22 protein-coding genes and 1 tRNA gene are annotated in these 22,821 nt (G+C 66.8%); 15 read left to right on the top strand and 8 right to left on the bottom strand.

Going from position 1 to position 22,821, the window contains the following annotated elements; translation table 11 throughout:
* The first annotated feature begins 61 nt into the window (after nt 1-61).
* From AC5FRZ_RS13890 to AC5FRZ_RS13880, 3 genes are all read left to right on the top strand, one after another.
* A complete protein-coding gene (locus AC5FRZ_RS13890) occupies nt 62-763 on the top strand; it encodes an alpha/beta fold hydrolase (protein ID WP_493564889.1) in 702 nt (233 codons plus the stop codon).
* 122 nt (nt 764-885) lie between these two features.
* On the top strand, nt 886-1,884 hold the full coding sequence (gene ncsA, locus AC5FRZ_RS13885; RefSeq protein ID WP_493564888.1) for a tRNA 2-thiolation protein NcsA: 999 nt from the start codon (nt 886-888) through the stop codon (nt 1,882-1,884).
* 60 nt (nt 1,885-1,944) lie between these two features.
* On the top strand, nt 1,945-3,213 hold the full coding sequence (locus tag AC5FRZ_RS13880; RefSeq protein WP_493564887.1) for an FG-GAP repeat domain-containing protein: 1,269 nt from the start codon (nt 1,945-1,947) through the stop codon (nt 3,211-3,213).
* Nucleotides 3,214-3,295: 82 nt separating this feature from the next.
* Here AC5FRZ_RS13880 and AC5FRZ_RS13875 read toward each other — a convergent pair whose 3' ends face one another.
* Nucleotides 3,296-3,874 carry a HalX domain-containing protein gene (locus tag AC5FRZ_RS13875; protein WP_493564886.1) on the bottom strand — a complete coding sequence of 193 codons (579 nt, stop codon included), beginning with the start codon at nt 3,872-3,874 and terminating at the stop codon, nt 3,296-3,298.
* Between the two features lie 43 nt (nt 3,875-3,917).
* Nucleotides 3,918-4,508, bottom strand: coding sequence for a DUF7504 family protein (locus AC5FRZ_RS13870; RefSeq protein WP_372480284.1), 591 nt, complete (start codon nt 4,506-4,508; stop codon nt 3,918-3,920).
* 237 nt (nt 4,509-4,745) lie between these two features.
* Between AC5FRZ_RS13870 and AC5FRZ_RS13865 the strand changes: the two genes are divergently transcribed.
* Nucleotides 4,746-4,883 (top strand): DUF7503 family protein, encoded by a 138-nt coding sequence (locus AC5FRZ_RS13865; RefSeq protein WP_493564885.1) that lies wholly within the window; start codon nt 4,746-4,748, stop codon nt 4,881-4,883.
* Between the two features lie 2 nt (nt 4,884-4,885).
* Here AC5FRZ_RS13865 and AC5FRZ_RS13860 read toward each other — a convergent pair whose 3' ends face one another.
* The 4 genes from AC5FRZ_RS13860 to AC5FRZ_RS13845 form a co-directional block, all read right to left on the bottom strand.
* A complete protein-coding gene (locus AC5FRZ_RS13860) occupies nt 4,886-6,973 on the bottom strand; it encodes a hypothetical protein (protein WP_493564884.1) in 2,088 nt (695 codons plus the stop codon).
* Nucleotides 6,974-7,193: 220 nt separating this feature from the next.
* Nucleotides 7,194-8,387: a cell division protein FtsZ gene (gene ftsZ / locus AC5FRZ_RS13855; RefSeq protein WP_153554343.1), complete on the bottom strand. Its 1,194-nt coding sequence runs from the start codon at nt 8,385-8,387 to the stop codon at nt 7,194-7,196.
* A 2-nt stretch (nt 8,388-8,389) separates the two neighbouring features.
* Nucleotides 8,390-8,578 carry a transcriptional regulator CdrS gene (gene cdrS, locus AC5FRZ_RS13850; RefSeq protein ID WP_012807698.1) on the bottom strand — a complete coding sequence of 63 codons (189 nt, stop codon included), beginning with the start codon at nt 8,576-8,578 and terminating at the stop codon, nt 8,390-8,392.
* Nucleotides 8,579-8,805: 227 nt separating this feature from the next.
* Complete coding sequence (locus AC5FRZ_RS13845) at nt 8,806-9,393, bottom strand: double zinc ribbon domain-containing protein (protein WP_493564883.1); 588 nt, start codon at nt 9,391-9,393, stop codon at nt 8,806-8,808.
* A 211-nt stretch (nt 9,394-9,604) separates the two neighbouring features.
* Between AC5FRZ_RS13845 and AC5FRZ_RS13840 the strand changes: the two genes are divergently transcribed.
* The 3 genes from AC5FRZ_RS13840 (at nt 9,605) to AC5FRZ_RS13830 (ending at nt 12,197) form a co-directional block, all read left to right on the top strand.
* Nucleotides 9,605-9,678, top strand: a tRNA-Tyr gene (locus AC5FRZ_RS13840).
* Nucleotides 9,679-9,833: 155 nt separating this feature from the next.
* On the top strand, nt 9,834-10,679 hold the full coding sequence (locus tag AC5FRZ_RS13835; protein ID WP_372480287.1) for a DUF7847 domain-containing protein: 846 nt from the start codon (nt 9,834-9,836) through the stop codon (nt 10,677-10,679).
* 186 nt (nt 10,680-10,865) lie between these two features.
* A complete protein-coding gene (locus tag AC5FRZ_RS13830; RefSeq protein WP_493564882.1) occupies nt 10,866-12,197 on the top strand; it encodes a hypothetical protein in 1,332 nt (443 codons plus the stop codon).
* 104 nt (nt 12,198-12,301) lie between these two features.
* Here AC5FRZ_RS13830 and AC5FRZ_RS13825 read toward each other — a convergent pair whose 3' ends face one another.
* Both AC5FRZ_RS13825 and AC5FRZ_RS13820 read right to left on the bottom strand, forming a co-directional pair.
* The gene (locus tag AC5FRZ_RS13825) at nt 12,302-13,345 is read right to left on the bottom strand and encodes a glycosyltransferase family 2 protein (RefSeq protein WP_493564881.1); all 1,044 of its coding nucleotides are present in this window, start codon (nt 13,343-13,345) and stop codon (nt 12,302-12,304) included.
* A 71-nt stretch (nt 13,346-13,416) separates the two neighbouring features.
* On the bottom strand, nt 13,417-15,270 hold the full coding sequence (locus AC5FRZ_RS13820; RefSeq protein WP_493564880.1) for a S9 family peptidase: 1,854 nt from the start codon (nt 15,268-15,270) through the stop codon (nt 13,417-13,419).
* An 852-nt stretch (nt 15,271-16,122) separates the two neighbouring features.
* Between AC5FRZ_RS13820 and AC5FRZ_RS13815 the strand changes: the two genes are divergently transcribed.
* The 8 genes from AC5FRZ_RS13815 (at nt 16,123) to AC5FRZ_RS13780 (ending at nt 22,738) form a co-directional block, all read left to right on the top strand.
* A complete protein-coding gene (locus AC5FRZ_RS13815; protein ID WP_493564879.1) occupies nt 16,123-17,106 on the top strand; it encodes an aldo/keto reductase in 984 nt (327 codons plus the stop codon).
* Nucleotides 17,107-17,397: 291 nt separating this feature from the next.
* Nucleotides 17,398-18,042 (top strand): HAD family hydrolase, encoded by a 645-nt coding sequence (locus AC5FRZ_RS13810; RefSeq protein ID WP_493564878.1) that lies wholly within the window; start codon nt 17,398-17,400, stop codon nt 18,040-18,042.
* The gene (gene cbiB / locus AC5FRZ_RS13805) at nt 18,039-18,980 is read left to right on the top strand and encodes an adenosylcobinamide-phosphate synthase CbiB (RefSeq protein ID WP_493564877.1); all 942 of its coding nucleotides are present in this window, start codon (nt 18,039-18,041) and stop codon (nt 18,978-18,980) included. The genes AC5FRZ_RS13810 and cbiB overlap by 4 nt, the downstream gene beginning before the upstream one ends.
* Nucleotides 18,977-19,732 carry an adenosylcobinamide-GDP ribazoletransferase gene (gene cobS, locus AC5FRZ_RS13800; RefSeq protein ID WP_372480292.1) on the top strand — a complete coding sequence of 252 codons (756 nt, stop codon included), beginning with the start codon at nt 18,977-18,979 and terminating at the stop codon, nt 19,730-19,732. Before cbiB ends, cobS begins: the two co-directional genes overlap by 4 nt.
* Nucleotides 19,732-20,277, top strand: a complete 546-nt coding sequence (locus tag AC5FRZ_RS13795) for an NTP transferase domain-containing protein (RefSeq protein WP_372480789.1) — start codon at nt 19,732-19,734, stop codon at nt 20,275-20,277. Before cobS ends, AC5FRZ_RS13795 begins: the two co-directional genes overlap by 1 nt.
* A 47-nt stretch (nt 20,278-20,324) precedes the next feature.
* On the top strand, nt 20,325-21,374 hold the full coding sequence (locus AC5FRZ_RS13790) for a threonine-phosphate decarboxylase (RefSeq protein ID WP_170092481.1): 1,050 nt from the start codon (nt 20,325-20,327) through the stop codon (nt 21,372-21,374).
* The gene (locus tag AC5FRZ_RS13785; protein ID WP_493564876.1) at nt 21,367-22,092 is read left to right on the top strand and encodes an adenosylcobinamide amidohydrolase; all 726 of its coding nucleotides are present in this window, start codon (nt 21,367-21,369) and stop codon (nt 22,090-22,092) included. The genes AC5FRZ_RS13790 and AC5FRZ_RS13785 overlap by 8 nt, the downstream gene beginning before the upstream one ends.
* The gene (locus AC5FRZ_RS13780) at nt 22,085-22,738 is read left to right on the top strand and encodes a cob(I)yrinic acid a,c-diamide adenosyltransferase (protein ID WP_170092480.1); all 654 of its coding nucleotides are present in this window, start codon (nt 22,085-22,087) and stop codon (nt 22,736-22,738) included. The genes AC5FRZ_RS13785 and AC5FRZ_RS13780 overlap by 8 nt, the downstream gene beginning before the upstream one ends.
* Nucleotides 22,739-22,821 lie beyond the last annotated feature (83 nt).

Raw genomic sequence — 22,821 nt, 5'->3', positions numbered from 1 at the left:
AGACAACGCCCTCGTCGTGGGATCCAGCCGGGTTTTTGAGCGTGGCGGCCCTCGTCGGGCTATGGAGTTTCGCACCTTCGGGGAGGCGTCTGCCCCAGACTGCCTGTTCGTCCTCGGGTGGGGGAACCGTCCCGAACACGAGCCGGTCCGCTGGCTGATCGATCGCATCGCCGCCGACGGCTGGCGAGTCCACACCGCGACCCTGCCGCCACACGTCACCGACGTGTCCGAGCAGTGGGTCCGACCGGTCGAGTCCTACGCCGCGGATCTCGACGAGCCGGCCGTACTGGCCCACAGTGCCGGCGGTCTCACCGTCGCTCACGCCGACCTCGACGCGGCGACGACGACGTATCTCAGCCCGTGGTGGGACGACCCGCCGTCCCGACAGGGACCGATCGTCGGTCTCTTCGCCGCGATTCCCGGCAACGCCAAGCTCCTCCCCAGCGGGGTCAGCGACCGATCGCTCATCGGCGAGCACGCGACCGACGAGCAGTTGGCCGACGGTCCGGATCGCGTCTCGCCGGCCTTCCTCCGGGCGACGAAGCGAGCCCACGGAACGCTCCCCGAGATCGACGACGAGGCGGTGGTCTTCTGCTCGCTGACCGATCGCGTGGTCTCGACACGCGCGATCGGTGAGCGGATGCCCGCGGCCCGGACGGTGCTGTACGACGGCGGCCACGAACTGTTCTCCTCGCGTTCTCGCGACGAGCACGTGCCGACGCTGCTGTCGGCGCTCGATCGGGGTGCCGACGCGGTCGTCTGATACTACCGGCTGTACATCTGTGAACGATTTCGCCACCCCGGGGTGGCGAAGCTCGTCACGAAGTGACAGCCGACAGTATGAGAACGAAACCCTGACGCACCCACGTCCGCTACGGGCAGGCGATGGAGTGTGACAAGTGTGGCGCGTCGGCGGTGATGCACGCGGCCTACTCGGGGCTGCACATGTGCGAAGAGCACTTCTGTCGGACCGTCGAGAAGCGCGTGCGTCGCCGCATCCGCGAGGACGGACTGGTGCCTCGCGATGCCACGCCGGAGGACCCGGAGACGTGGGTGATCGGGCTCTCGGGAGGCAAAGACAGCGTCGTCCTCACCCAGATCCTACAGGACGTGTTCGCCGAGGACCCCCGGATCGAACTCGTCGCGCTGTCGATCCACGAGGGGATCGAGGGGTACCGCGACGAGAGCCTCGACGCCTCCGTGGCGCTGACCGACGAGCTCGGGATCCGGCACGAGGTCGTCAGCTACGACGAGGAGTTCGACGTTCGCATGGACGAGGTCGTCGAGGACGACCCCGAGGGGATGGCCGCCTGTGCCTACTGTGGCGTCTTTCGCCGGGACTTGCTCTCGAAGTACGCCGACGAACTCGACGCCGACAAGCTGCTGACGGGTCACAACCTCGACGACGAGGCCGAGACTGCGCTGATGAACTTCCTCGAAGGCGACGTGACCCAGATCGCCCAGCACTTCGACTCGTCGCTGGGGCCGTTCGACGCCGACGGCGACGGCCCCGCCGACCGGGAGCGCCCCGAGACAGATCAGCACATCCCGCGGGCCAAGCCACTCCGTGACATCCCCGAAAAGGAGGTCGCTCTGTACGCTCGCTTCGAGGAGCTGCCGGCCCACATCACCGAGTGTCCCCACGCCGAGGAGGCCTATCGCGGCGAGATCCAGGACCTCATGCTCGGCCTCGAAGAGAACCACCCCGGCACGCGCCACTCGATCATGGCCGGCTACGAGAAACTCGCCGCACTGGCCGCCGAGGCCTACCGCAGCGAGGCCGACCGCGACGCCGACTTCGGCGAGTGCGAGCGGTGCGGGGCTCCGACGGGTCGAGACCGCTGTCGCAAGTGCAATCTGCTCGACGCACTCGAAGCTGTCTGATCGCTCTCTCGAAGAGCCGACACTGGCTTCTTTGTCGTTCGAGTCTCTACCCTGTACGAAATGGGCGGTCCACGACTCTCTGGGCTCGGTGATCGGAGCGTCTCGCCGGTCGTCGGTGTCGTCCTGCTGGTCGCGATCGTCGTCCTGCTTGTCGCGGCGGCGGGGACGTTCGTGTTCGGTCTGGCCGACCAACAGACTCCCGCGCCGACGGCGAAACTCTCGCTCGAACCGATCGCGGACAGCGAACAGTACGCCCTCGTTCACCACTCGGGCGACCGGATCGACGGCACCCGTGTCACCGTCCGTGGCGTCGACGACCCCGACACACTGGCCGGCGAGGAGTTGGTCGCTGGGACCGAGGTTCCGCTGTTGCCCAGACGCGAGACGATCCGTCTCGTCTGGCAGGACGGCTCGGACGACCCCTCGTCGTACATCCTCGCCGAGTTCGACCTCGATCCTGGAGCCGTCGTCGAAGGGCTGGGCGACGGCACGGTCTTTACCGGCAGTACTGCCGGCGTCCGTGCTGTCGAGGGTGACGGCGGCAGTGTGACGACGATTCCGAACACGGACACCGTCGAAGCGATCGGCGCGATCGGGCCCGACGTGTCCGGTGACGGTACCGACGACATCCCATACGTCGACGGCAGCGAGACGGTGGGAGTCGTCGACGCCGAGGGTGAAGTGACGGAACTCGCCTCCAGCAGCGACATCGGCGGCTCCATCGAGACCAGCAAGACGCGGCTGGCCACGGGTCGCTGGGACGGACAGCCGCGGTCGGTCTTCTTCGTCGATCAGAACCACGACGAACTGTACCGGGTTGCACCCGGTAGCAATCCGCAGATCGTCGCCACTCCGCCAAACGGCGCGCAGGCCGTCACCGGGATCGGCGACATCGACGGCGACGGCAGCGACGAACTGGTCTTCGCAGACGCCAGTCAGCACTTGCGATACCTCGAATCAGACGGGAGTATCACGAAAATAGACGACGCCGGCTCCGGATCGAACAACGGCATCGGTGCCGGCTCACTGGCCGACCTCGACGGCGACGGCACGCCAGCAGTGGTACTGGTCGACGGGAGCAACGAAATCCTGATCAACCGCAAAGCGAGCGGTGGCGGGACCGAACGCCTCACTGGCGTGAGTGCGACGAAAGCGCCACTGACGACGGCAGATGTCGACGGCGACGGCGCGACGGAGATCGTCTACGTCGGGACGACCAACGAGAAGCTCAGATTCGTCGACGACCCGCTGGGAACTCCTTCGGTCGAGGTGCTCTCAGACGAGAACGGCAACGATGTCGACGGCTCAGACGAGACTGGGGCCACGTGACTCATACTGCCGGCTGTCACTTCGTGACGATCTTCGCCACCCCAGGGTGGCGAAATCGGTCACAGATGTACAGCCGGTCGTATCACTCCTCTGTCAATTCCGGCTCGTCTGGCGTGCCCAGTGCGACCGAGAACGCGTCGTGGTCGTCGAGGCCGTCGGCGAGTTCGTCCAGCCGTGTCCGCATCGTCGACAGCCGCTCTTTCAGCTCCGACACCGTCTCCGGCTCTCGTTCGTGTCCGCTGGCCGTGGCAGCGTACTCGCTGGCGACCGCGTAGTAGCGCCCGAGGAGCTGGTCGTACTCGACGCGGCGCTGGAGGCGCTCGACCGTCGCGCGAAGCGTCTCTGGCGAGATCGGTTTGGTGACACACTCGACGGCTCTGTCGGTGCCGTCGACCGACTCGTCGACGAGCGCCGCCAGCTCGAACGGGCGCTCGTCGCGCTGGGGGCGTGGAATCGCCTGTTCGATACCGTCTCTGGCGTCGACGAGGACGACCGACACCGCCTCGTCGAGGCTGTCGACGGCGGTCTCTGCGTCGATCGCCGTCCTGACGGGCCACTCCTCGCGCAGCACCGCCGTCACCCGCTGGCGACAGTCGTCGTCGTCGATACAGACCAGGACGACGTTGTCGGTCACCGAGATGTCGAACGTCGCGTTGCTCATCGTCTCCCCAGCGTCGTTCGAGCACGGCGTACGCGCTGCACGATCAGTTGCCTCCGGTGGTGCCCGCGTCCGAGCCGACCTCGATCGCGGCGTCGAACAGCGTGGAGTACAGCGTCATCGTCTCTTCGTCGTGGACCGTCCGGTCGATGTAGTAGTAGCCGGTCGCACCGCCGGCTCTGACGCGCGAGCCGAGCACGTGCAGGAACTCGAAGGCGGTTTCGCGCCCCATACACTCCTGGAGGTCGGTGATCGAGTCGAAGCAGACCGCGGTGTCGGTCTCTCGGTGGATCTTCGTCGCGATCCGCTCGCCGAGCTCCCGGATGGGCTCGGAGCTGTCGAGATACTCGACGGTCGTGTCGTCGGCCGTCGGTGCCTGCTGGACCGCGGCCGAGCGGGTCACGCCGTCGAGCCCCAGCATCGACAGCGACGGTGCCGGGCCGAGCAACTCTCGCCAGCGCGACGCCTTCTCCTCTGGCCCCTCACTGATCGTCACCCCGACGACGTGCTCCGGTGGCTCGTCGGCCGTCAGGACGTCACAGCAGAGTCGGTCTGCGGTGTCCCCGACGCCCGGCGCGACCAGCAACACGTTCGTCGCGTCCGCGACGGCCGGCCCGAGATCGAAGCTCTCGGTCACAGCACCGCCCTCCTCACTACGATCACGGTGTGGGTTCTGTCGTTCACTACCGTACTGATGGCTCTACACCGACAAATATCTTCACTCGTCTTAGATCCCCAATACGACCCGCGTTCCTCTGGCCCCCATTCGACAGACCGCGCCGGTTCCCGAATTTACGAGAGATAATTAAACGAATAATTTATTACTATTCTTTAGATAAATATATCTCGCCATGGTCCCTGTCCACAAGTGGCTATGAGCCAAACACAGTCTGTCAAGGACACGCTCGCATCGCACCCGAAACTCATCGGCATGATCTTCACCGTGCTACTGTTGCTGACGCAAGCTGGCGCTGCCGCTGGCGCGGCTGCTTCGACATTTGCCGGTCCATAATTTCAGACAGAGTACTCGTCGCTCCAGTAGAGATTACCGTTTGATATAACTGGGAATAGCTGCAACTCGAAAAATTCATTCAGGCGGTCTATAGAGACATCAAATGTTTCTAGTTCCCCTGCATTCAGATAGCGTTGTCTTTTGCTGGTTATATGTGGTCGGACCAGTGAACCCATAGGATATGACTTGGTTGGATATGCGTTGATACTTACATCACAACCGTCCGTCTCTCTTTGGCTAATACTAGCAGAAATGGGCGTTCCCGATTCGCTCTCGACCAGCGTCTCGTTGCCGTCGCCGACGACCATGTAGCGCTGGGCGAGTCGGTTCCGTTTCTTGAGCAGGCCGAGCATCGACAGCAGCGAGAATCCCTGATTGAGCAATCGAGCGACGGTCCGGCCGATCTCTGTCGCGGTCTTGTTCAGCACGTCGGTCAGGGTGACGATGCCGCCGATCGCACCGGCGTCGATGAGCGCGCGGCCCTGGCTGTAGGACTGGCAGGCGTTGAGCAGGAACGCGTTGACGCCGACCGACTCCAGCGTTTCGGCGTCGAGGTGGCCGTCGGTACACCGGATCCCGTCGGGGTCGACGTGACCGATGTAGTGAAAGAAGTCGGCGTCCGTCGTCAGCAGCGTCGCCAGTTCGTCGGTCGTGACCTGCTCGCGCGTGGTGATGTCGAACTCGATCCACTCGCGGGTCCCGTAGATGTCGCCGACGACGTTCTCGTCGCTCATCTGGGGGTCGTTGCAGACGACGAGAATGCGTGTCCGCTCGCCGGAGCTTGCGTCGAACTCCAGTCGTCGGTCGTACTCCTCGACGCTCATCTTGCTCGCGCCCAGCGGGATGCCGTCGCCGACGTAGGTCTGTTCGATGCTGTCCGCTGGCTCGGGCGTGAACACCGTCTGGTCGAGTCCGCGCGTCGCCGTCTCGCTTCGGGTCGCCGTCGATCTGACGAACGCTTCGCCGCCGCGGTCCGACGTATCGAAGAAGGAGGTCACCTTCGGCGAGAGGTCCGCCTTCGCGCCGTCTGTGATCGTGGGATCGTCGGGACAGCGAACGACCGCGAGCTCGTCGGCGAGGAAGGGCAACACCGGGAGTGCCGAGGACTCCGGAACCACGTCGGCGGTCAGCTTCCACGTCGGGACGGCCTCCGCGATCGCCTCGTAGGGCACCTGTAGGTACTGGCGGACCTGTTCGGCGAGTGGCTGGTCGTACAGCGCCGGGAAGTCCAGATCGACGGCCGCTTCGACGCGATCCCGCTCGTACAGCGGCACGTCGTACATCCCCTCCGTCCGGGTGACGCAGTCGAGCAGAAACACCTGCTTGAGCACGCGCGCGACGGTCGTCTCGAAGCCGTCGCCGTCGTCGAGAGGCCGAGACCAGCCGGCGGCGTGGAGCCTCGGCTGCGACCCGATCTCGACGGTCGCACCGAGATAGTAGGCCAGGGACGTGACCGGCAAGAGTGCATCCAGTCGCGGCGGGACCTCGATTGTCACTCCCGTCTCCGGCGCGGACAGCGCCGTCGGGACCGAAAGCTCCGGGCCGCGTTCGATCAGCGGCGGGTGTCCCCGGAGTGTCGGGAACGACCGCTCACAGCTCGTCGTCTTCAGTGCCGAGCCCAGCTGTGACAGCGCGGTCGCCAGCGCTTCGGGGTCGTCGGTCGTCGTGATCGTCGCCGCCGGCTGCTCGTGGAGCGACCGAACGCCGACGCGGAGTTCGCTGGCACCCGGAAACGAGAGTTGCACCTGATCGGTTCCCGGCTCGAACACGACCTCACCCTCGACGTAGAGGTACAGCTTCATCTTGGCCGAGGAGAGCTCGACGTAGTACTTGCCGGGTCCGACGGCGGTCCGCTCGCTGCTGGTACATTCGGCGACGATCGAGAGGTCGTCGTCACGAACGAGCGCGTCGACCTGATAGGGCGTCTCCAGCGTCGTGGCCGTAATCGCGGCGGCCGTATCGACGGGCGGCGCGAACGTCGACGGGTCGATCGAGGTCGGTGTCACTGGCCGTTGCGTGAGCAGCGTAAACTGTGCTCCCTCGATCGGATCGGAGAGTCGCAACCCGTAGGGTGCTTCGACCGCTGTCATCGACGGCGTCGTATCGGTAACCATAGGATTCGGGACGGGGGTCGGCGGACGACCGGTGTTCTACACGTCATGAACGGCCTGCAGGACAAAAGTACTATTTACTACTCGCTGATATCTGTCGTTCGGTTGTCGCCGGCACTCGTGTGTCATCACCTGTCTCTGGACGGTGTCGCGGCCAAAAAGTGAGTCGACAGTCCGAGCCAGGTACCGCGTCGCCGGGTCAGATGACGTCGATTCCGTTGTTCTTCTCTTTGGTGTCTCGGCCGCCGTCGGTGTGTCCGTAGCTCTGGCCGCCCTGATCGTCGAACTCCTCGACGTTCTGGCTGGCGTCGAAGCTGGTGTCGTCACCGACTTCCTGGATCGCTTCGCGGGACTTGTCGGCCTGCTTCTGGGTGGACGGGCCGAGCACCTGCGCCGACTGGACGCCGGTCATGATCGCCATCACGCGAACCTTGCCCTTGTACTCCTCCTGGATGCGCGCGCCCCAGATGACGTTGGCGCTGGCTTCGAGCCGTTCGGTGATGTTCTGTGCGATCCCTTCGGCCTCCTTCAGCGTGAGGTCTGGGCCGCCAGTGATGTGGACCAGTCCGCCGCTCGCGCCGCGGTAGTCGACGTCCAGCAGCGGATGGTTCATCGCGTCTTTGACGACCTCTTCGGTCTTGTTCTTGTCCTGGGTCTCGCCGACCAGCATGACCGCGACGCCGCCCTGGTTCATGATCGAGGTCATGTCGGCGTAGTCGAGGTTGATCAGCGACGGCTGCGTGATGGTCTCGCTGATCCCCTTGACCGTCTCGGCGATGATCTGGTCCATCACCGAGAACGCCTTGCCGATCGGGAGGTTCGGGACGTAATCGAGCAGGCGGTTGTTGTCCAGCACGATGATCGAGTCGGCCTCGTTGCGCAGTCGTTCGAGGCCTTCTTCGGCCTTGACCGTGCGGGCGCGCTCGACGTTGAACGGCGTCGACACCATGCCGACGACGATCGCGCCCTGTTCTTTGGCGATCTTGGAGACGACCGGTGCTGCACCGGTACCCGTCCCGCCACCCATGCCGGCGGTGACGAACACCAGGTCGGCGTCTCCCAGCACTTCCTTGATCGTGCCCTGGGCCATCTCGGTGGCGCGCTCGCCCATCGAGGGGTCGCCACCGGCACCGAGGCCGTTTGTCAGGGACTTGCCGACGAGGATCTTCGTGTCGGCCTCGATCATCTTGAGATGCTGCTTGTCGGTGTTGATCGCCACCGTGTCAGCACCCTCGACGCCGATGTTGTACAGACGGTTGACCGTGTTGTTACCGGCTCCGCCACAGCCGACGATGACGATCCGGGGGTCACCGAAACCGTCCACGTCCGCGTCGGACAGTTGCTGCTGTTCCGCTTCGTCGCGCTCGAGGGCTTCCTTGACGATGTCCTGCATCGTTAGGCCCTCACGTAGGTGCGACGCTCGCGTTTCTCGGATGGTCGCTCTTTCCCGCCCTCCTGCTCGGCGAGCATCTCACGCACAGCGGACCTGATGGCCTCGCTGCGGTTGGGGTACTCCCCGGTTTCGACCATTCGTTCGACCTCTTCGATCTGCTGCTTCGGAATCCGTAGTGTCACACGCTCCATAGTTATCTCGTTCCCCGGTAAGACGGCAGGCGTTTACACGCCGACCGCACGTTTTACACCGCGCAATCGCCGGACGACGGCGGGACATCCACCGTGTGGCGCGCCGTGTAAGACGACCGTCTTACGCAGAACATACCACAGAGTGTAGTATAATAAAGGTTGTGGCGGGTGTATGACAACCACGCGTTTACGACAGTAAGGTGGTTGTAACGTCTAATTTCGCCACTTTAGTTGTTTTCGAGAACGTCCGCTGCCGGGGTTCGACGCCCACAACTCGGGCAGAAACCCCAGTCCGACCGGAGCTCGTCACCGCAGTCACAGAACACGCGGTGGGCTGCCTTCTCACCACAGTTCGGGCAGTAAACGTGGTCGCTCGTGACGTTTTCGCCACATTGGCCACACGTCTTACGTCCGCCCGCGGGTGTGCCGTCGTCCTCACGACCGGGTGTCTTACGATCGGTGCTGGCGTGTGACGACTCGCGCCGACCATCGTGTGACACCTCCGACTGATCGTCCGACACCGCCTCTCGGCTGGCGTTTTCGCCCTCCAGCGTGATGTTTACGTTCACGTCCTGGGGACGCTGTGGCTGGAGTCGGCCGTTCAGACGCTTCTCGATGATCGCGTCCACGCGGTCGACGATCAGATCGTCGATGCTGTCGTCGCCGCCGTCGGACCCGTCGACGGCCCCCGGCGATTCGTCTGGCGCTTCCAGATACTCCCGGAGCGCTTCGCGCATGACCTCGCTCTTGGAGGCGTCGAACTCCTCGAGCTGATCGATGAGGTCGTCGTCGGCGCGAAACGTGATCTTACTCATTCGACTCGTCATACACATTATCGCCGGGGTATTTTAATCTTCCCGCGGCGTCTGACACCCGTCTGCCACCGTTTTGGGTCTTCCTTCGGTCCGCCCCACCACGCGGGCGTCGCCGGCAGTGTCTGACGGACCGGTGTGGCTGTGAGACCCTCCCGCCCTCGTACAGAATGATAACCGTTAAGTCTGCCACCGGCGCTACGTTCGAGTGCAACCGCCCTTAGCTCAGACTGGTAGAGCAGTCGACTGTAGATCGACTTGCCCCCCGTTCAAATCGGGGAGGGCGGATTTTTCCTGCGAACGACAGTGAGCAGTGACAGCTGATTTGGTTTCTTCGCACCTGCCCGACTCGGCGCTGGTCGTCTCACCGCCGACGGCTCCGCGCTCGGCGGCGTGCATCCCCGATATCAATTTATTTGTAGGTGTCTTGCGGCTTGGTTGATATGGCGACGATCAAATCATTCGTCGAATCGTTCGGCGTACTGCGCCGGAACCCGATCGTGTTTGCGATTGGGGCGCTGTACGCGGTGATCATACTCCCCCAGACTGCTCTCTCGACGTTCGGAATCCCGTTCGTTCCGGCGCTCTTTCAGTTGGTGACGTTCTTCATCACGCCCTTCGTCGTCGCTGGCCTGCTGGCGATGGTCTACGAGGGGCGGGTCAGAGACACGTCTTTCGAGACGTTCAAGAAAGTCGGGAAAGACCGGTACGTGCCCGTATTGGTCGGGAACCTGATCCAGGCTGTGTTCACGATCGCCTACGGGTTCATCGCGGCCATCGTGGCGCTGTTCGTCGTCGGGTTCGGTGCGATGGCCATGACGAACGGCGGCGCTGGCGCGACGAGTGACTCGATGCTGGGCGGGATCGGCATCGTCTCGATCCTCCTGGTGGCCGTTCTCGTGCTCGTGTTCCTGCTGGTGATGTTCTTCATCCAGTTCTACGCCACTGCGATCGTGGTCGACGACGTCGGCGTCGTCGACGGCTTCCGCAACAGTATCAGCGTCGTCATCGACAACCTCGTTCAGTCGCTCGGCTTCAGCGTCATCAACCTCGTGATCGGCCTGCTGGTGTCCGTGCCGACGATCGCGCTGTTCTTGTTGCCACTGCTGGGTGGCGGACTCGACAGTGGAGCGGCGGCCGGTGGGGCCATGGGACCGACTAGTTTGACCGGCACGGCACTGGCGTCCCGGGTCGGCGTCATCCTCTACTCGTTCGTCGTTGCGGTCGTCCTGACGCCGTTCCGATCCGCGTTCTCCGTCGCGTTCTACGACAACCACACCGAGGGGTAAGCCCGAGCGCCTTCCTCGGTCCTCTCTGGCGCGTTCGACGGTCGTGACAGTCACCGCCTACCCGCCAGCCGCGGTGCTCGCAGGCGCGTCGTAACTAACCGATCGTCACCCCTGGACCGGAGTGGATGATTACTGCACGGACCACGCACGGCGTCGATCGGCGGCGACCTGGCTGGGAGGGCGAGGATGTCTGAGATCGTCGTCGCGGACGTGTCGATCGGGGAGCGCTCGATCGAGTACACCGTCGACTACTCGCGGGACCTGCGGCGCTTCTTCGACGCGTCGACGTTTTCGGTGTCGTACGACGTAGACGTGAGCGAGGTCCCGTACGGTATCGCGACGATTCCGGTCCTCGCGCAGGTCTGTCCGGTCGCGTGGGCGACCGACAGCACCGTCGTCGTGGAGGCCGTCGACCGGCAGTTCGTCGACAGCCTCGACGCGGTCCGAGACACGCTGTCGCGGATGTACCCCGCGTTCATCGACGGCGGGGCGCTCCGGGCCGAGCGGATCACGGAGCACCGTCACGAACCGGGTTCGTTCGACGGGACGGCACAGCTTTTCAGCGGCGGTGTCGACTCGCTGGCGACGTACGTCCGACATCGCGAGGCCGACCCCGCGCTGATCGCGATCCAGGGCTGGGTCGTCGGCGTCGACGAGGACGATCGCTGGGAGCGGGCCATGGGTCACGTGGACCGATTTGCCCAGCGAGAGGACTGTCCGACTCACAGCGTCACGGCGGACATCTCTGGTTTCCTCGATCACACGATGTTGAACGTCCACTACAAGCACCACACAGACGGCGGGTGGTACAGCGGCGTCGGCCACGGTATCGGGCTGCTCGGAGTCTGTGCGCCGCTGGCCTACAGCCAGGGGTACGGCGTCGTCCACATGGGCTCGACGCACTGGGACGGGTTCGAGCTGGAGTCGGTCACCTGGCCGGGCCGCGGGTCGCCGTGGGGATCGCATCCGGACATCGACGACAACGTCCGGTGGGCGGGCACGCGGGGCCACCACGACGCTTTCGAGATCACGCGCCAGGACAAGCTGGAGCTGCTGGCCGACTACGCCCGCGAAACGGGAGCTCCGTTCGTGATCCGGACCTGTACGTACGACGACGCGGGCGGGAACTGCAACCGCTGTGAGAAGTGCGTCCGGACGGCGACCGGGCTCTTGCTGGCCGGCGTCGATCCCAACGACTTCGGCTACCGGGTCGACGAGGAGTGGTACGACTACGCCGTCGAGCGCTTCGAGACGAACGACTGGGCGCTGGACGAGCACGTCCGGTACTACTGGGAAGACATCCAGGACCACCTCCCCGCCGAGGAGTGGCCCGAGGACGACGGAGCTAGCGAGTTCCTCGCGTGGCTCGCGGACAACGACTTCGCGGACAACGTCGAGCGGTCGACCCAGCCCGCCTGGGTGAAGCTGCTTCGCGTGGGCGCGCGAAACGCGCCGTACGAGCTCTACGAGTACCTCTATCCGGTCTACGACCGACTACGGCCGAAACCGTACAACTGACCGCGCTCTGAGGTGGCAAACAGTATCATACGACCGGCTGACATCTGTGACCGATTTCGCCACCCCGGGTGGCGAAGCTCGTCACGAAGTGACAGCCGGCAGTATCAGTCTGTCGGCGAGGGACGGGGCGACGCCTCGGCGTCACACACCGACCCGCGTCGGATCGTCTCGACGGCGTCGAGCGGGAACGCGTCCCGGTCGGGAACCGCCTCGAACCCGAGGGCAAAGCCCAGCGGGAACAGTATCGCGGAGATCGCGCGTCGGAGGCCGCCGTCGACGCCGAGCCGCTGACAGACCAGCCCGGCGGCCGCGAGCGTCGCGAGCAGCCACCCGCCCGCGAGCAGCGGCTGCGCGACCGCGAGCAGCGCGCCCAGGCCGAGCCAGGCCGTGGTAGCGATCTTGTCCCGGAAGTACCACAGCCACCGCCAGCGCAGCGCCGGTCGGCTCAGGGCTTTGTGACAGACCTGGCCGCCGGCCCGGTAGTACCCCTGTCGCCAGCGACGGAACTGATCGAGCGACGACTCCGGAACGGGATGGGTGCCGACGACCGTCGGCAGCCGGCACAGATCGTACCCCGCGAGCGTCAGCTGGAACCCCAGATCAACGTCCTCCCAGGCGGTCAGAAACGGGTGAAAGCCGCCCACTTCGGCCAGGGCCTCGCGGTCGTACAGCGCGACGCCGTGCAGATAGTCGACGCTGGTCGGCTCTTCGGTCCGGCGTTCGTTCAGGTGTCCGTCGACGCCCGCGACCGAGGGATCGCTCGCGAGTGTCTCTCGAGCCTCGGCGAGCCAGTCGCCCTGGGTCAGGACCACGTCGCCGTCGACGAACAGCACGGCGTCACCGCGGGCCCACTGCGTGCCGACGTAGCGGCCCGCGCCGGGGGTCGTCAGCGCGTCGTCGGGGATCCGGAGGACAGTGGCGTCGTAGTCGTCTGCGATCGCGACCGTCCCGTCCGTCGAGTTCGAGTCGACGACCAGCACCTCGAAGCTGGCGACGCCACGACACGCCGCGAACACGGCGTCGAGACAGTCGGCGATGCGCGCTGCCTCGTTGTAGGTGACGACGACGACCGACAGCTCCGGCTCGTCTCTCTCGACAGTGGCTGTCTCTGGGCTGGCCCCGTCGGCCGTCGCTCGTGTCTCGTACACGAGAGCGACGACGACCGATCGCACCTTCGTTATGTGACTCCTACGCCGCGGTGAGAAACGGCCTCGTTCGCTCAGAGTCGGCGTTCGAGGAAGTCCGCGAGCGTGCGGAACGTGCGGATCTTCTGGTCCACGTCGGTCGATGCGTGGCCCTCCTCGCCGAGTTCGACGTACTCGTAGTCGCCGTCTTCGCCCGCCTCGTAGCCGAGTTCGTCGAGGCGATCACGGAACAGTCGGGCCTGCGAGACCGGGACGCGCCGGTCGTTGACGCCGTGGAGCACCAACAGCGGAGCGGCGAGGTTCTCGGCGTGAGTGATGGGACTGCGTTCGTCGTACAGCTCCGGGTTCTCCTCGGGTGAGCCCACGTTCTTCTCCAGCAGTTCGGTCCGGTAATGGGGCATCGTGTTCTCGTAGAGGTCCCGCAGGTCGGTGACGCCGATCCAGGCGACTCCCGCGTCGTACAGCTCGGGGTACATCGTCAGCTGACAGTACGCCGAGTAGCCACCGTAAGAGCCTCCGAAGACGGCGATCCGGTCGTCGTCGACCCACTCCTTCTCGGCGAGGATCGTCGTCCCCTTCGCGATGTCGGCCTGCTCGTTGCCGCCCCAGTCGTCGTAGATCGCCTGTGCGAACTCGCGGCCGCGGCCGGTCGAGCCCCGGTAGTTCACCTTGAGGACGCTGTACCCCTGCGAACAGAGGAACTGCGTGTAGAGGTCGAAGCCGCGCGTGTCCTGTCCCCGCGGACCGCCGTGGGGGTTCACGATCGCTGGCGACGGACGCTCGCCGCTGTCGTACAGCAACGCCTCGATCTCGCGGGAGGCAGGGTCGCTCTCCACGCCCTGGCCGGCGCGGTCGTCGAACTCGGCGACGCCCGCGGAGTCGAAGGTGAAGTACTCGGCGTCCACGAAGCGATCCGGGTCGAGGTCGCCGTAGTCGGCCGCGATCAGCTGCTCGGTCTCGTCGGTCGCGAGGTCGTAACACAGCAGTTCGGGTCGCCGATCCGGCGTCGTGTGCGAGCAGACGATCCGTTCCTCGTCGACGACGGCGCTGCCCGCACGTCCGAGCGACGCGACGCCCGTGGGCAGGTCGAGCGTCGTCGCCGCGCCGGTCCGGGCGTCGTAGACGACGACTTCTTTCGCACACTCGCGTGTCCGAACCGCGAGGAACCGATCGCCACCGGGCAGGAAGGACTCGGCGTCCTCGTCGAACTCGCCCCCGTACCAGGTCACTTCGTCGGTCGACAGATCGTAGACCCCACACCGGCCCAGATCCGCGGTGTTGTCCGTCACCAGCAGCCGGTCGCCGTCTGGACTCCAGTCGACCGGCGCGACCTCCGCGCCCGTCTCGCCGATCTCCAGGTTCCGGGGGTTCGATCCGTCGGCGTCGGCCACGTAGGTGTCCGTGTTCTCGAAGGTGTCCGTCTCGTTGGTCGCGTAGGCGATCCGCTCGCAGTCGGGCGACAGCACGCCCGCAGCGACGGCTCGGTCGTACGCCGTCAGCTGGGTGGTCGCTCCCGTCGCGCAGTCGTGACGGTACAGCTGCATCTGACCGCTCGCCGTCGATCCGACCAGCAGGGTCTCGCCGTCTTCGCCGACGTCCTGCAGGATCGTCTGCCCGTCCAACTCGACGACTGGCTCGACCGAGCCGTCCCGAGCGATCGCGTACACGTCGTTTTGCTCGTTGCCGTCGTCGTCGAGGTGGAAGAAGACGCGCTCGCCGTCGGCTCCCCACTCGACGTGCCAGCGGGCGTTCCGGGGCACTTCGCCGTCGCTCCACCGCGTTCGCTCGCCGGTCTCTACGTCGACGACGTGTAACTCGTTGCGCCCTGTCTCGTCGTAGTAGACGGCGACTTCGCTCCCGTCGGGGGAGACGGTCGCGTGGTGGAAGGTCGGCAGGCTCGCCAGCGCTTCGAGGAGGTCCTCGTCCATGGGGCCCGGTGCACCCGGACGAACAATGAATCTGTGGACAGTGGCACGCATCTCCGCGGTCGTGGCCGGGACGATGCGGGATCGTCGGCGTGGCGTTGTACTGTCGGCTGCAACTGGTTCGAGACATTCGCGACACAAGGTCGCGAAATTCGTCACAGACGTACAGCCGACGTGTTAGTCGCTCTCTACGGCCCGCATCGTACGGCCCGTAGAAACCCCTTACTCGGGCCACGGTTGTCGTCGCCTCTCCCGACGGACCCGCGAGCAACGCGGAGACAGTCGGCCGCCGACCGTGTCTCTGTCGTGTACTGTCTGGCGACGAATCGAAACAACCCTGCGACGAGAGGCGGATAAAATGACGTGAACGATCATCTCTCTTTTTAGCGACGTGGCGTCAACCCTGGGGTGTGGTCGTCAATGGGAGTGTTCGATAAGGCACGAAACGTTTCCCACCTCGGGGACACTGACGGAGACTGCCCGTATCTGTGTATGCGATGCGAGGCGGCCTTCCAGGTCCAGTATCACTCCTGCCCGGCCTGCGGTGGGTACGACATCCGCCGCGCCGAGTGGGTCTGACACGGAACGCTGTCGTTGCGTACCGGTGCGCGCTGGGACGGGGGAGACGCTCACCGGTACATCGCTACGTCCGTATGAGACGGAGTCCTGTCGCCGTTTTCCCGCTCGCTCGCCGTGGGACGGTCCGCCCTGTCACGGTCCGCGACCACCCTGTCCGACATTTTTTGACATACCTCCCAGCCGCGGTGCCGGAAGACGGTCGGCCTCGACAGCGCATCGGGCTTCCCGGCCGTCGGAGGTGACAGGCACAAGTAGCCAAGGCCCGTCGGGTCGGGTATGCGCCATCGCACACTGGGCACGACGGGCATCGACGTGACGGAAGTCGGACTGGGGACGTGGAACGTCGGCGGCGACTGGGGCGACGTTTCCGACGAGGACGGCCGGGAGGCGATCCGTGCCGCACTCGACGCGGGGATCGACTTCGTGGACACGGCCGACGTGTACGGCGACGGCCGCAGCGAGCGCCACATCGCACACGTCCTGGACGAGCGCGACGAGGACGTGACGGTCGCGACGAAAGCCGGTCGCCGGCTCGACCCCCACGTGGCCGAAGACTACGACTACGAGCACCTCTCGGCGTTCGTCGACCGCTCTCGGGAGTACCTCGATCAGGACACGCTCGATCTCCTCCAGCTTCACTGTCCGCCGACCGACGCCTTCTACCAGCCCGAGACGTTCGCGGCGCTGGATCGACTCAAAGACGAGGGCGCGCTCGAACACTACGGCGTCAGCGTCGAGACGGTCGAGGAGGCGCTGAAGGCCATCGAATACCCCGGCGTCGAGACGGTCCAGATCATCTTCAACCCCTTCCGCCAGCGTCCGGCCGATCTGTTCTTCGAGGAGGCCAAGCGCCGCGACGTGGGCGTCATCGTCCGCGTACCGCTGGCGTCGGGACTGCTGACCGGTGGACTCTCCCGTGACGACACGTTCCCGGAGAACGACCACCGCAACTACAACCGCGAGGGCGAGGCCTTCGACCGCGGTGAGACCTTCGCCGGGCTCCCGTTCGAGCGTGGACTCGACGCCGTCGACGCGCTCCGCGAGCACGTCCCGGAGGAACTCACCATGGCCCAGACCGCGCTGCGCTGGATCCTCGACTTCGAAGCGGTGTCGACGGTGATCCCCGGCTCGACCTCGCCCGAGCACATCCGACAGAACGCCGCCGCCAGCGAGGCCGATCCCCTCTCCCATCAGACCCACGGCGCGATCCGTGACGTCTACGAGGAGTACGTCTTCGACGACGTTCACCACCGCTGGTAGCCCGCCCTATCGTGTCGGTTTACTGACCGTGTTTACGGGGAACTGCGTGACTATCTGGCAGCCAAACGTCGCCCATTCGAAAACGAACCGTGGCTTTCGAGTATAGCGATTCATTTCCCAAATCTGACTGTAAACGCGATCCGAATCATACGATATTTGGTAGGTATCGGGTAGGGAAGTAACAGAATTGTGAGTACTGTCTGACGACCGTCTGCCAGGCGCACGCCCGTCGTCAGATCTGTCGCCTCCGCCACCGCACAGTTCAAGTGTGCTTGCTGTAACTACACGCTCGTGGTCGTCTCGTTCGACTGTTTCGGCACGCTCGTAGACGCCGACCGACCCGACGAGCCGTGGGTGGCCGTGGCCGACGCGCTGGCCGCCCGCGACGTGACGGTCCCGTCCGACTGGGAAGCGGCCTACCGCAGCTCCCATCGAGAGTACGAACGGGGTGCGGAGGCCCCGCTGGACGAGCACGTCCGACTCGCGCTCGCCAGCCGCGGCGTCGATGTCGAGGCCGAGACTGCACACGACGCGACGCTGGCGGCGTTCGACTCGCCGGTGACCGTTCGGGACGGCGCTCGGGACGCGCTCGCGAGCGCGCGAGAGTACGGTCCTGTGGCGGTCTGCTCGAACTGCAGCGTCCTCGGCCTCGTCGAACGGACGCTCGACCGCGCCGACCTCGCCGTCGACTCCGTCGTGACCAGCGTCGACTGTGGCTGGCGCAAACCCCACCCGACGATCTTCGAGCGGACGGCGGCGGCGCTCGGGGTCCCGCTCGACGAACTCGTCCACGTCGGCGACGACGCCCGTACCGACGGCGGTGCGGACCGCGTCGGCGCGACTGCGCTCGTGCTCGACGACGTGGCGCTCTCGGCGGTGCCCGAGTGGCTCGCGGCCGCCGTCGCCGACGGAGCGTCCGGGGAGGAGCCACCGTGATCGCGCCTCTCGCAGTCCTGATCGCGGCGGCGCTCGAACTGCTCGTGGCCGAGCCCCCGGCCCGTGTTCACCCGGTCGCCTGGCTTGGCCGTGTCGTCGCGCCGCTGGATCGCGAGTGGGGACGACCTCGACTCGTCGGTGCCGTCGGAGCGCTGGCGGTGCCGCTCACTGCCGCGGTCGTCGTGGCCATCCTCGTGGTCGCGGCTGGGCGAGTGTCGGCCTGGCTCGCGGCCGCCGTCGCCGGTGTCGCGCTGTTCGTCGCGACGAGCCTCCGGATGCTCCTGTCGGAAGCCCGCTCGACGATCGCGGCCACGCCGACGGATCTCGACGCCGCTCGCAGGTCGCTGCGGGCGCTCGCGGGTCGCGACGCAGAGACGCTCTCGGCCGGGCAGATCCGGAGCGCGGCCGTCGAGAGCGCGGCCGAGAACCTCGCCGACGGGCTGGTCGCGCCACTCGCCGCGTTCGTCGCGGGCGTCGTCGTGGGGCAGGCGGCGACGCTCTCGCCGGTCCCGTCGCTCGCACTCGGCGCTGGCGGGGCGGCGTGGGTCAAGGTCGTCAACACGCTGGACTCGATGCTGGGCTATCGCTCGAAGCCGGTCGGGTGGGCTCCCGCGCGACTCGACGACGCGGTGATGTGGCTCCCGGCCCGGATCGGCGCGCTCCTGCTCGCCGCGGCGGCACGCGACCCGGCGGCGCTCCTGTCGGCACGACCGTGGCTGGACGGGGTCCCCTCGCCCAACTCCGGCTGGCCGATGGGGGTACTCGCGGCCGCCCACGACGTTCGTCTCGAAAAGCCCGGCGTGTACGCACTCGACGGCGGCGAACAGTTGCCTTCGAAAGAAATTTCACTGCGAGCGGTCCGAACCGTCGCCGTTGCGGGCGGACTCGCGTACGCACTCGCGGTCGCCACGACGGCCGCTGTGGGAGGACTGCCGTGATCGGTGCCGCGTTTCGTGGCGCACTCGGCTTCCTCACCCGACTCCCGGTCGGGCACGGTGAGGAGGCTTTCGACGCCTTTCGGGCGACGCCGGCAGCCTTTCCCCTCGCCGGCTACGTCGTCGGCCTCCTGCTCGCACCGGCCGTCGCGCTCCCCGTGCCCGCACCGACGGTCGCCTTCTCGCTCGTCGTCGCCGTCGTGCTGGTCACCGGTGTCAACCACGCCGACGGGCTGGCAGACCTCGGCGACGCCGCGGTCGTCCACGGCGACGCCGAGCGACGGCGGGCGGCGATGACCGATACGACCGTCGGGGTCGGGGCGCTGCTGGCTCTCGGCGTCGACCTCGTGGGGATCGCACTCGCCGGTCTGGCCCTCGCCGCGCTGCCGATCGCCGGGGCCGTCGTCGTGGTTCTCGCCAGCGAGGTCGGCGCGAAGCTCGCGATGGCGACGCTGATCTGTCGGGGGACGCCGAGCCACGAGGGCTTTGGCTCCTCGTTTCTCAACGAGGCCGACGGACGGGACCTGTGGCTCCCCGTCGTCGTCGCGCTCCCTGCGGTGGCGCTCGGCTGGCTCGCTGGCAGTCCGCTCGCGACCGGCACGGCTCTCGTCGGTGCCGTCGTCGTCGCACTCGCCGTCGAGCGGTGGGCCGCCGTCACGCTGGGCGGCGTCGGCGGCGACGTGCTCGGCGCGACCAACGACCTGGCGCGACTGGCCGCGCTCCACCTGGGGGTGATCGCGTGGACGCTCTGGTGATGGCCGGCGGTCGCGGCACTCGCCTCGACACCGACGGCGAGAAACCGCTGTTCCCGCTCGCCGGCCGTCCGCTGATCGACCACGTGCTCGACGCGCTCGACGCAAGCGGCGTCGCGTCGGTCGTCGTCGCGACCTCGCCGTCGACGCCCGAGACGGCGGCCCACGTCTCCGTTCCGACCGTCGAGACGCCGGGCGAGGGGTACGTCGCCGACCTCGACGCGGCGCTGGCCGACGACCGACTGGCCCGACCGACGCTCACCGTGGCGGCCGATCTCCCCCTGTTGACCGGCGCTGTTCTGGACCGGCTCCGTCGCGCCCACGAGTCGGGGTCGCTCACCGTCGCCGTGCCGGCCGCCCGCAAACACGAGCTCGGGGTCAGCGTCGACACGACGTTCGACCACGACGGTCGGACCGTCGCACCGACCGGCGTCAACGTCGTCGGCGGCGATCCGTCCCGCACGCTCGTGGTCGACGAGCCCCGGCTGGCGGTCAACGTCAACCGTCCCGGCGACGCGGCCGTCGCCCGCGAGTGGCTCCGTTCCTGATCGGCACGCGCGAAAGAATTATCCGCGCTAGGGCCGGTATCGTCTGTATGCTTCCCGACGCCGTCGATGAGCTACGAGAGTCCGGTAGCGAGGACGGTGCCGTCGACGAGCAGGGCCGCGTGCCACACGGGAGCGCCGACGACCCCTGGGTGCTCGATTTCAGCGCGAACACCAATCCGCGCTCGCCCGACGGGGCCGCCCGCGTGTACGAGTCGTCGCTCGCGTCGGCCCGCCGGTATCCGCCCGACGACTACTGTGCCTTTCGTGCCGCCGCCTCGGAGGTCGTCGACTGCGAGGCCCGCGAAGTCATTCCGACCGCGGGCGGGCTGGCGGCGATCCGGCTCACGCTCCAGACGAGCGTCGAACCGGGCGGCTCCGTCCTCGTCCCGGCACCGAGCTTCGGCGAGTACGCCCGCGAGGTCCGCCTGCAGGGAGCCACGCCCACCTTCGTCGATCACGACGCGATCCTCGACGCCGACCCGACCGGTCACGACCTCGCTATCGTCTGCAACCCGAACAACCCGACCGGCGAGTGCTACGACGCCGAGCGACTGCGAGCCTTCGCCGAGCGCTGTCGCGACGCGGGCACGACCCTGCTGGTCGACGAAGCGTTCCTGGGGTTCACCGACGAGCCCTCGCTGGCCGGCACGCCGGGCGTCGTCGTCGCCCGCGCGCTGACGAAGCTCTACGGGCTGCCGGGGCTGCGAGCCGGCTACGCCGTGGCCACCGGGCGACACCGCGACCGACTGGACACCGCCCGGATCGCGTGGTCGCTGAGCGGGCCGGCGGCCGCCGTCGGGACCCACTGCCTGCGTGATACGGAGTTCGTCGCGGCGACCCGCGAGCGCGTCAGCGCCGAGCGCGAGCGAATGCGGACACAGCTTGCCGGTCGGTTCCGGGTGTCTCCCTCCGACGCGCCCTTCCTCTTGCTGGAACTCGACGGGCGCGACACGGTCGAGGAGTTGCTCGCGACGGTCCGGGAACACGACATGGCGATCAGGGACGCCCGCACGTTCCGCGGGCTGGACGCACACGTCCGGGTCGCCGTGCGGATGCCAGACGAGAACCAGCAGCTGCTGGGCGCTCTCGATGTTTGAGGCCCAGATCCGGGACGGCGTCTGTCAGTGTCGCGGCGACGGCAGCCGCTGGCTGGGGACCGGTCCAGCCGGGGGGTATCGACGCGCCGACGCCGTCTACAACGTCACCGTCCCGGCGGGGTTCGACCGCACGGACCTGTCGAGCTACGTCGTCGAACGCCGCCGACGCGCGGGATTCGAGACCGACGGCCCCGGTCTGCTCACGGGCGTCGACGTGACTCACGCCCGCTGTGCCAGTGTGGGACCGGTCGCGGTCCTGGCGACGGTCGGGCTCTCGAACCCGGCCGCCCTGCCACTCGACCCAGGTTCTCACGAGGGAAACAGAGCAGAAGACACCGACGATGCGTGGCGTCCCGGCACGGTCAACCTCGTCGTCGGGACCGACCGGGCCCTCGACGACGGCACGCTGGCTGAACTGCTGGCCACCTGCGTCGAAGCCAAGGCCGCGACGCTGTCCCAACTGGTCGGAGTTCCGGGAACGACGAGCGACGCCGTCCTCGTGGGAACGGTCACCCACGGCGACCCGGCCGACTTCGCCGGCAGTGCGACGACGGTCGGGTCGGCCGCGCGAGCCTGCGTGCGAGAGGCCGTCCGGGCCAGCTTCGAGGCGCGGTACGCAGACGACGAGCCGCCGGCGTCGGTCGCGGAGGCACAGTACGGGGTCACGACCGACCGTCAGGCCGATGTGTTCGCGCCCCGGAACTGCGAGCATGACTGAGGACACGGACGGCGGTCCGCGGGCCGAACCGATCACAGCCAGCGCACCCGACGACTTCGGCCTCGTACAGGCCTGGTGGGGCGACGGCAAGGGGAAGACGACGGCCGCGCTGGGGATGGCGATGCGAGCGGCCGGCCACGGCTATCGCGTCCACCTGTTGCAGTTCATGAAAGGCGGGACCAGCAGCGTCGAGGACGTGCGTGGCGAGTACAACGCGATCGCGGCGCTGCCGGGCTTTTCCTACGAGAACGCCGGCCACTACGGCTGGCACGGCTTCCTCGACGGCAGCGACGACGACGAACACGGTGCTCGTGCGCGGGGCGCGCTGGCCCGCGCCGAGGAACTGATCGAGGCCGCCACCGTCGCCGACCTCTCGGCACCGCTCGCACTCGATGGCCCGCCCGAAGACGGGCTCCACATGCTCGTCCTCGACGAGATCCTCTACGCCGCCAACCGCGACCTGATCGCGCCTGCGAACGTGATCGAGTTGATCGAGGCAGCGCCCGACGGTCTCGAACTGGTGTTGACCGGCGGCCACGAGCGCCCGGCGTTCCTGACCGAGCACGCCGACCTCGTCACGAACGTCGCGAAGGAACGCCACCCGCTGGACGACGGCCAGGGTGCGCGCAAGGGCACCGAGTTCTGAGTTCGGGGTCGAGTGTCACCGGTAATCTGGCCCTATCGCAGTTCTTCGGCATCGTGATCGACTGTTGCTGTGTCGACCGTTAC

This window comes from Halomicrobium sp. HArcht1-1, assembly GCF_058933285.1.
Note: the sequence above shows the minus strand (reverse complement) of the source record. Positions and strands in the feature narration are given on the sequence as shown.

Excerpts from the sequence above, each read along its gene's own strand:
- AC5FRZ_RS13890 (WP_493564889.1), top strand. The coding sequence starts at position 62 with ATGGAGTTTCGCACCTTCGGGGAGGCGTCTGCCCCAGACTGCCTGTTC.
- ncsA (WP_493564888.1), top strand. The coding sequence starts at position 886 with ATGGAGTGTGACAAGTGTGGCGCGTCGGCGGTGATGCACGCGGCCTAC.
- AC5FRZ_RS13880 (WP_493564887.1), top strand. The coding sequence starts at position 1,945 with ATGGGCGGTCCACGACTCTCTGGGCTCGGTGATCGGAGCGTCTCGCCG.
- AC5FRZ_RS13875 (WP_493564886.1), bottom strand. The coding sequence starts at position 3,874 with ATGAGCAACGCGACGTTCGACATCTCGGTGACCGACAACGTCGTCCTG.
- AC5FRZ_RS13865 (WP_493564885.1), top strand. The coding sequence starts at position 4,746 with ATGAGCCAAACACAGTCTGTCAAGGACACGCTCGCATCGCACCCGAAA.
- AC5FRZ_RS13860 (WP_493564884.1), bottom strand. The coding sequence starts at position 6,973 with ATGACAGCGGTCGAAGCACCCTACGGGTTGCGACTCTCCGATCCGATC.
- ftsZ (WP_153554343.1), bottom strand. The coding sequence starts at position 8,387 with ATGCAGGACATCGTCAAGGAAGCCCTCGAGCGCGACGAAGCGGAACAG.
- cdrS (WP_012807698.1), bottom strand. The coding sequence starts at position 8,578 with ATGGAGCGTGTGACACTACGGATTCCGAAGCAGCAGATCGAAGAGGTC.
- AC5FRZ_RS13845 (WP_493564883.1), bottom strand. The coding sequence starts at position 9,393 with ATGAGTAAGATCACGTTTCGCGCCGACGACGACCTCATCGATCAGCTC.
- AC5FRZ_RS13835 (WP_372480287.1), top strand. The coding sequence starts at position 9,834 with ATGGCGACGATCAAATCATTCGTCGAATCGTTCGGCGTACTGCGCCGG.
- AC5FRZ_RS13830 (WP_493564882.1), top strand. The coding sequence starts at position 10,866 with ATGTCTGAGATCGTCGTCGCGGACGTGTCGATCGGGGAGCGCTCGATC.
- AC5FRZ_RS13820 (WP_493564880.1), bottom strand. The coding sequence starts at position 15,270 with ATGGACGAGGACCTCCTCGAAGCGCTGGCGAGCCTGCCGACCTTCCAC.
- AC5FRZ_RS13815 (WP_493564879.1), top strand. The coding sequence starts at position 16,123 with ATGCGCCATCGCACACTGGGCACGACGGGCATCGACGTGACGGAAGTC.
- AC5FRZ_RS13795 (WP_372480789.1), top strand. The coding sequence starts at position 19,732 with ATGGCCGGCGGTCGCGGCACTCGCCTCGACACCGACGGCGAGAAACCG.
- AC5FRZ_RS13790 (WP_170092481.1), top strand. The coding sequence starts at position 20,325 with ATGCTTCCCGACGCCGTCGATGAGCTACGAGAGTCCGGTAGCGAGGAC.
- AC5FRZ_RS13785 (WP_493564876.1), top strand. The coding sequence starts at position 21,367 with ATGTTTGAGGCCCAGATCCGGGACGGCGTCTGTCAGTGTCGCGGCGAC.
- AC5FRZ_RS13780 (WP_170092480.1), top strand. The coding sequence starts at position 22,085 with ATGACTGAGGACACGGACGGCGGTCCGCGGGCCGAACCGATCACAGCC.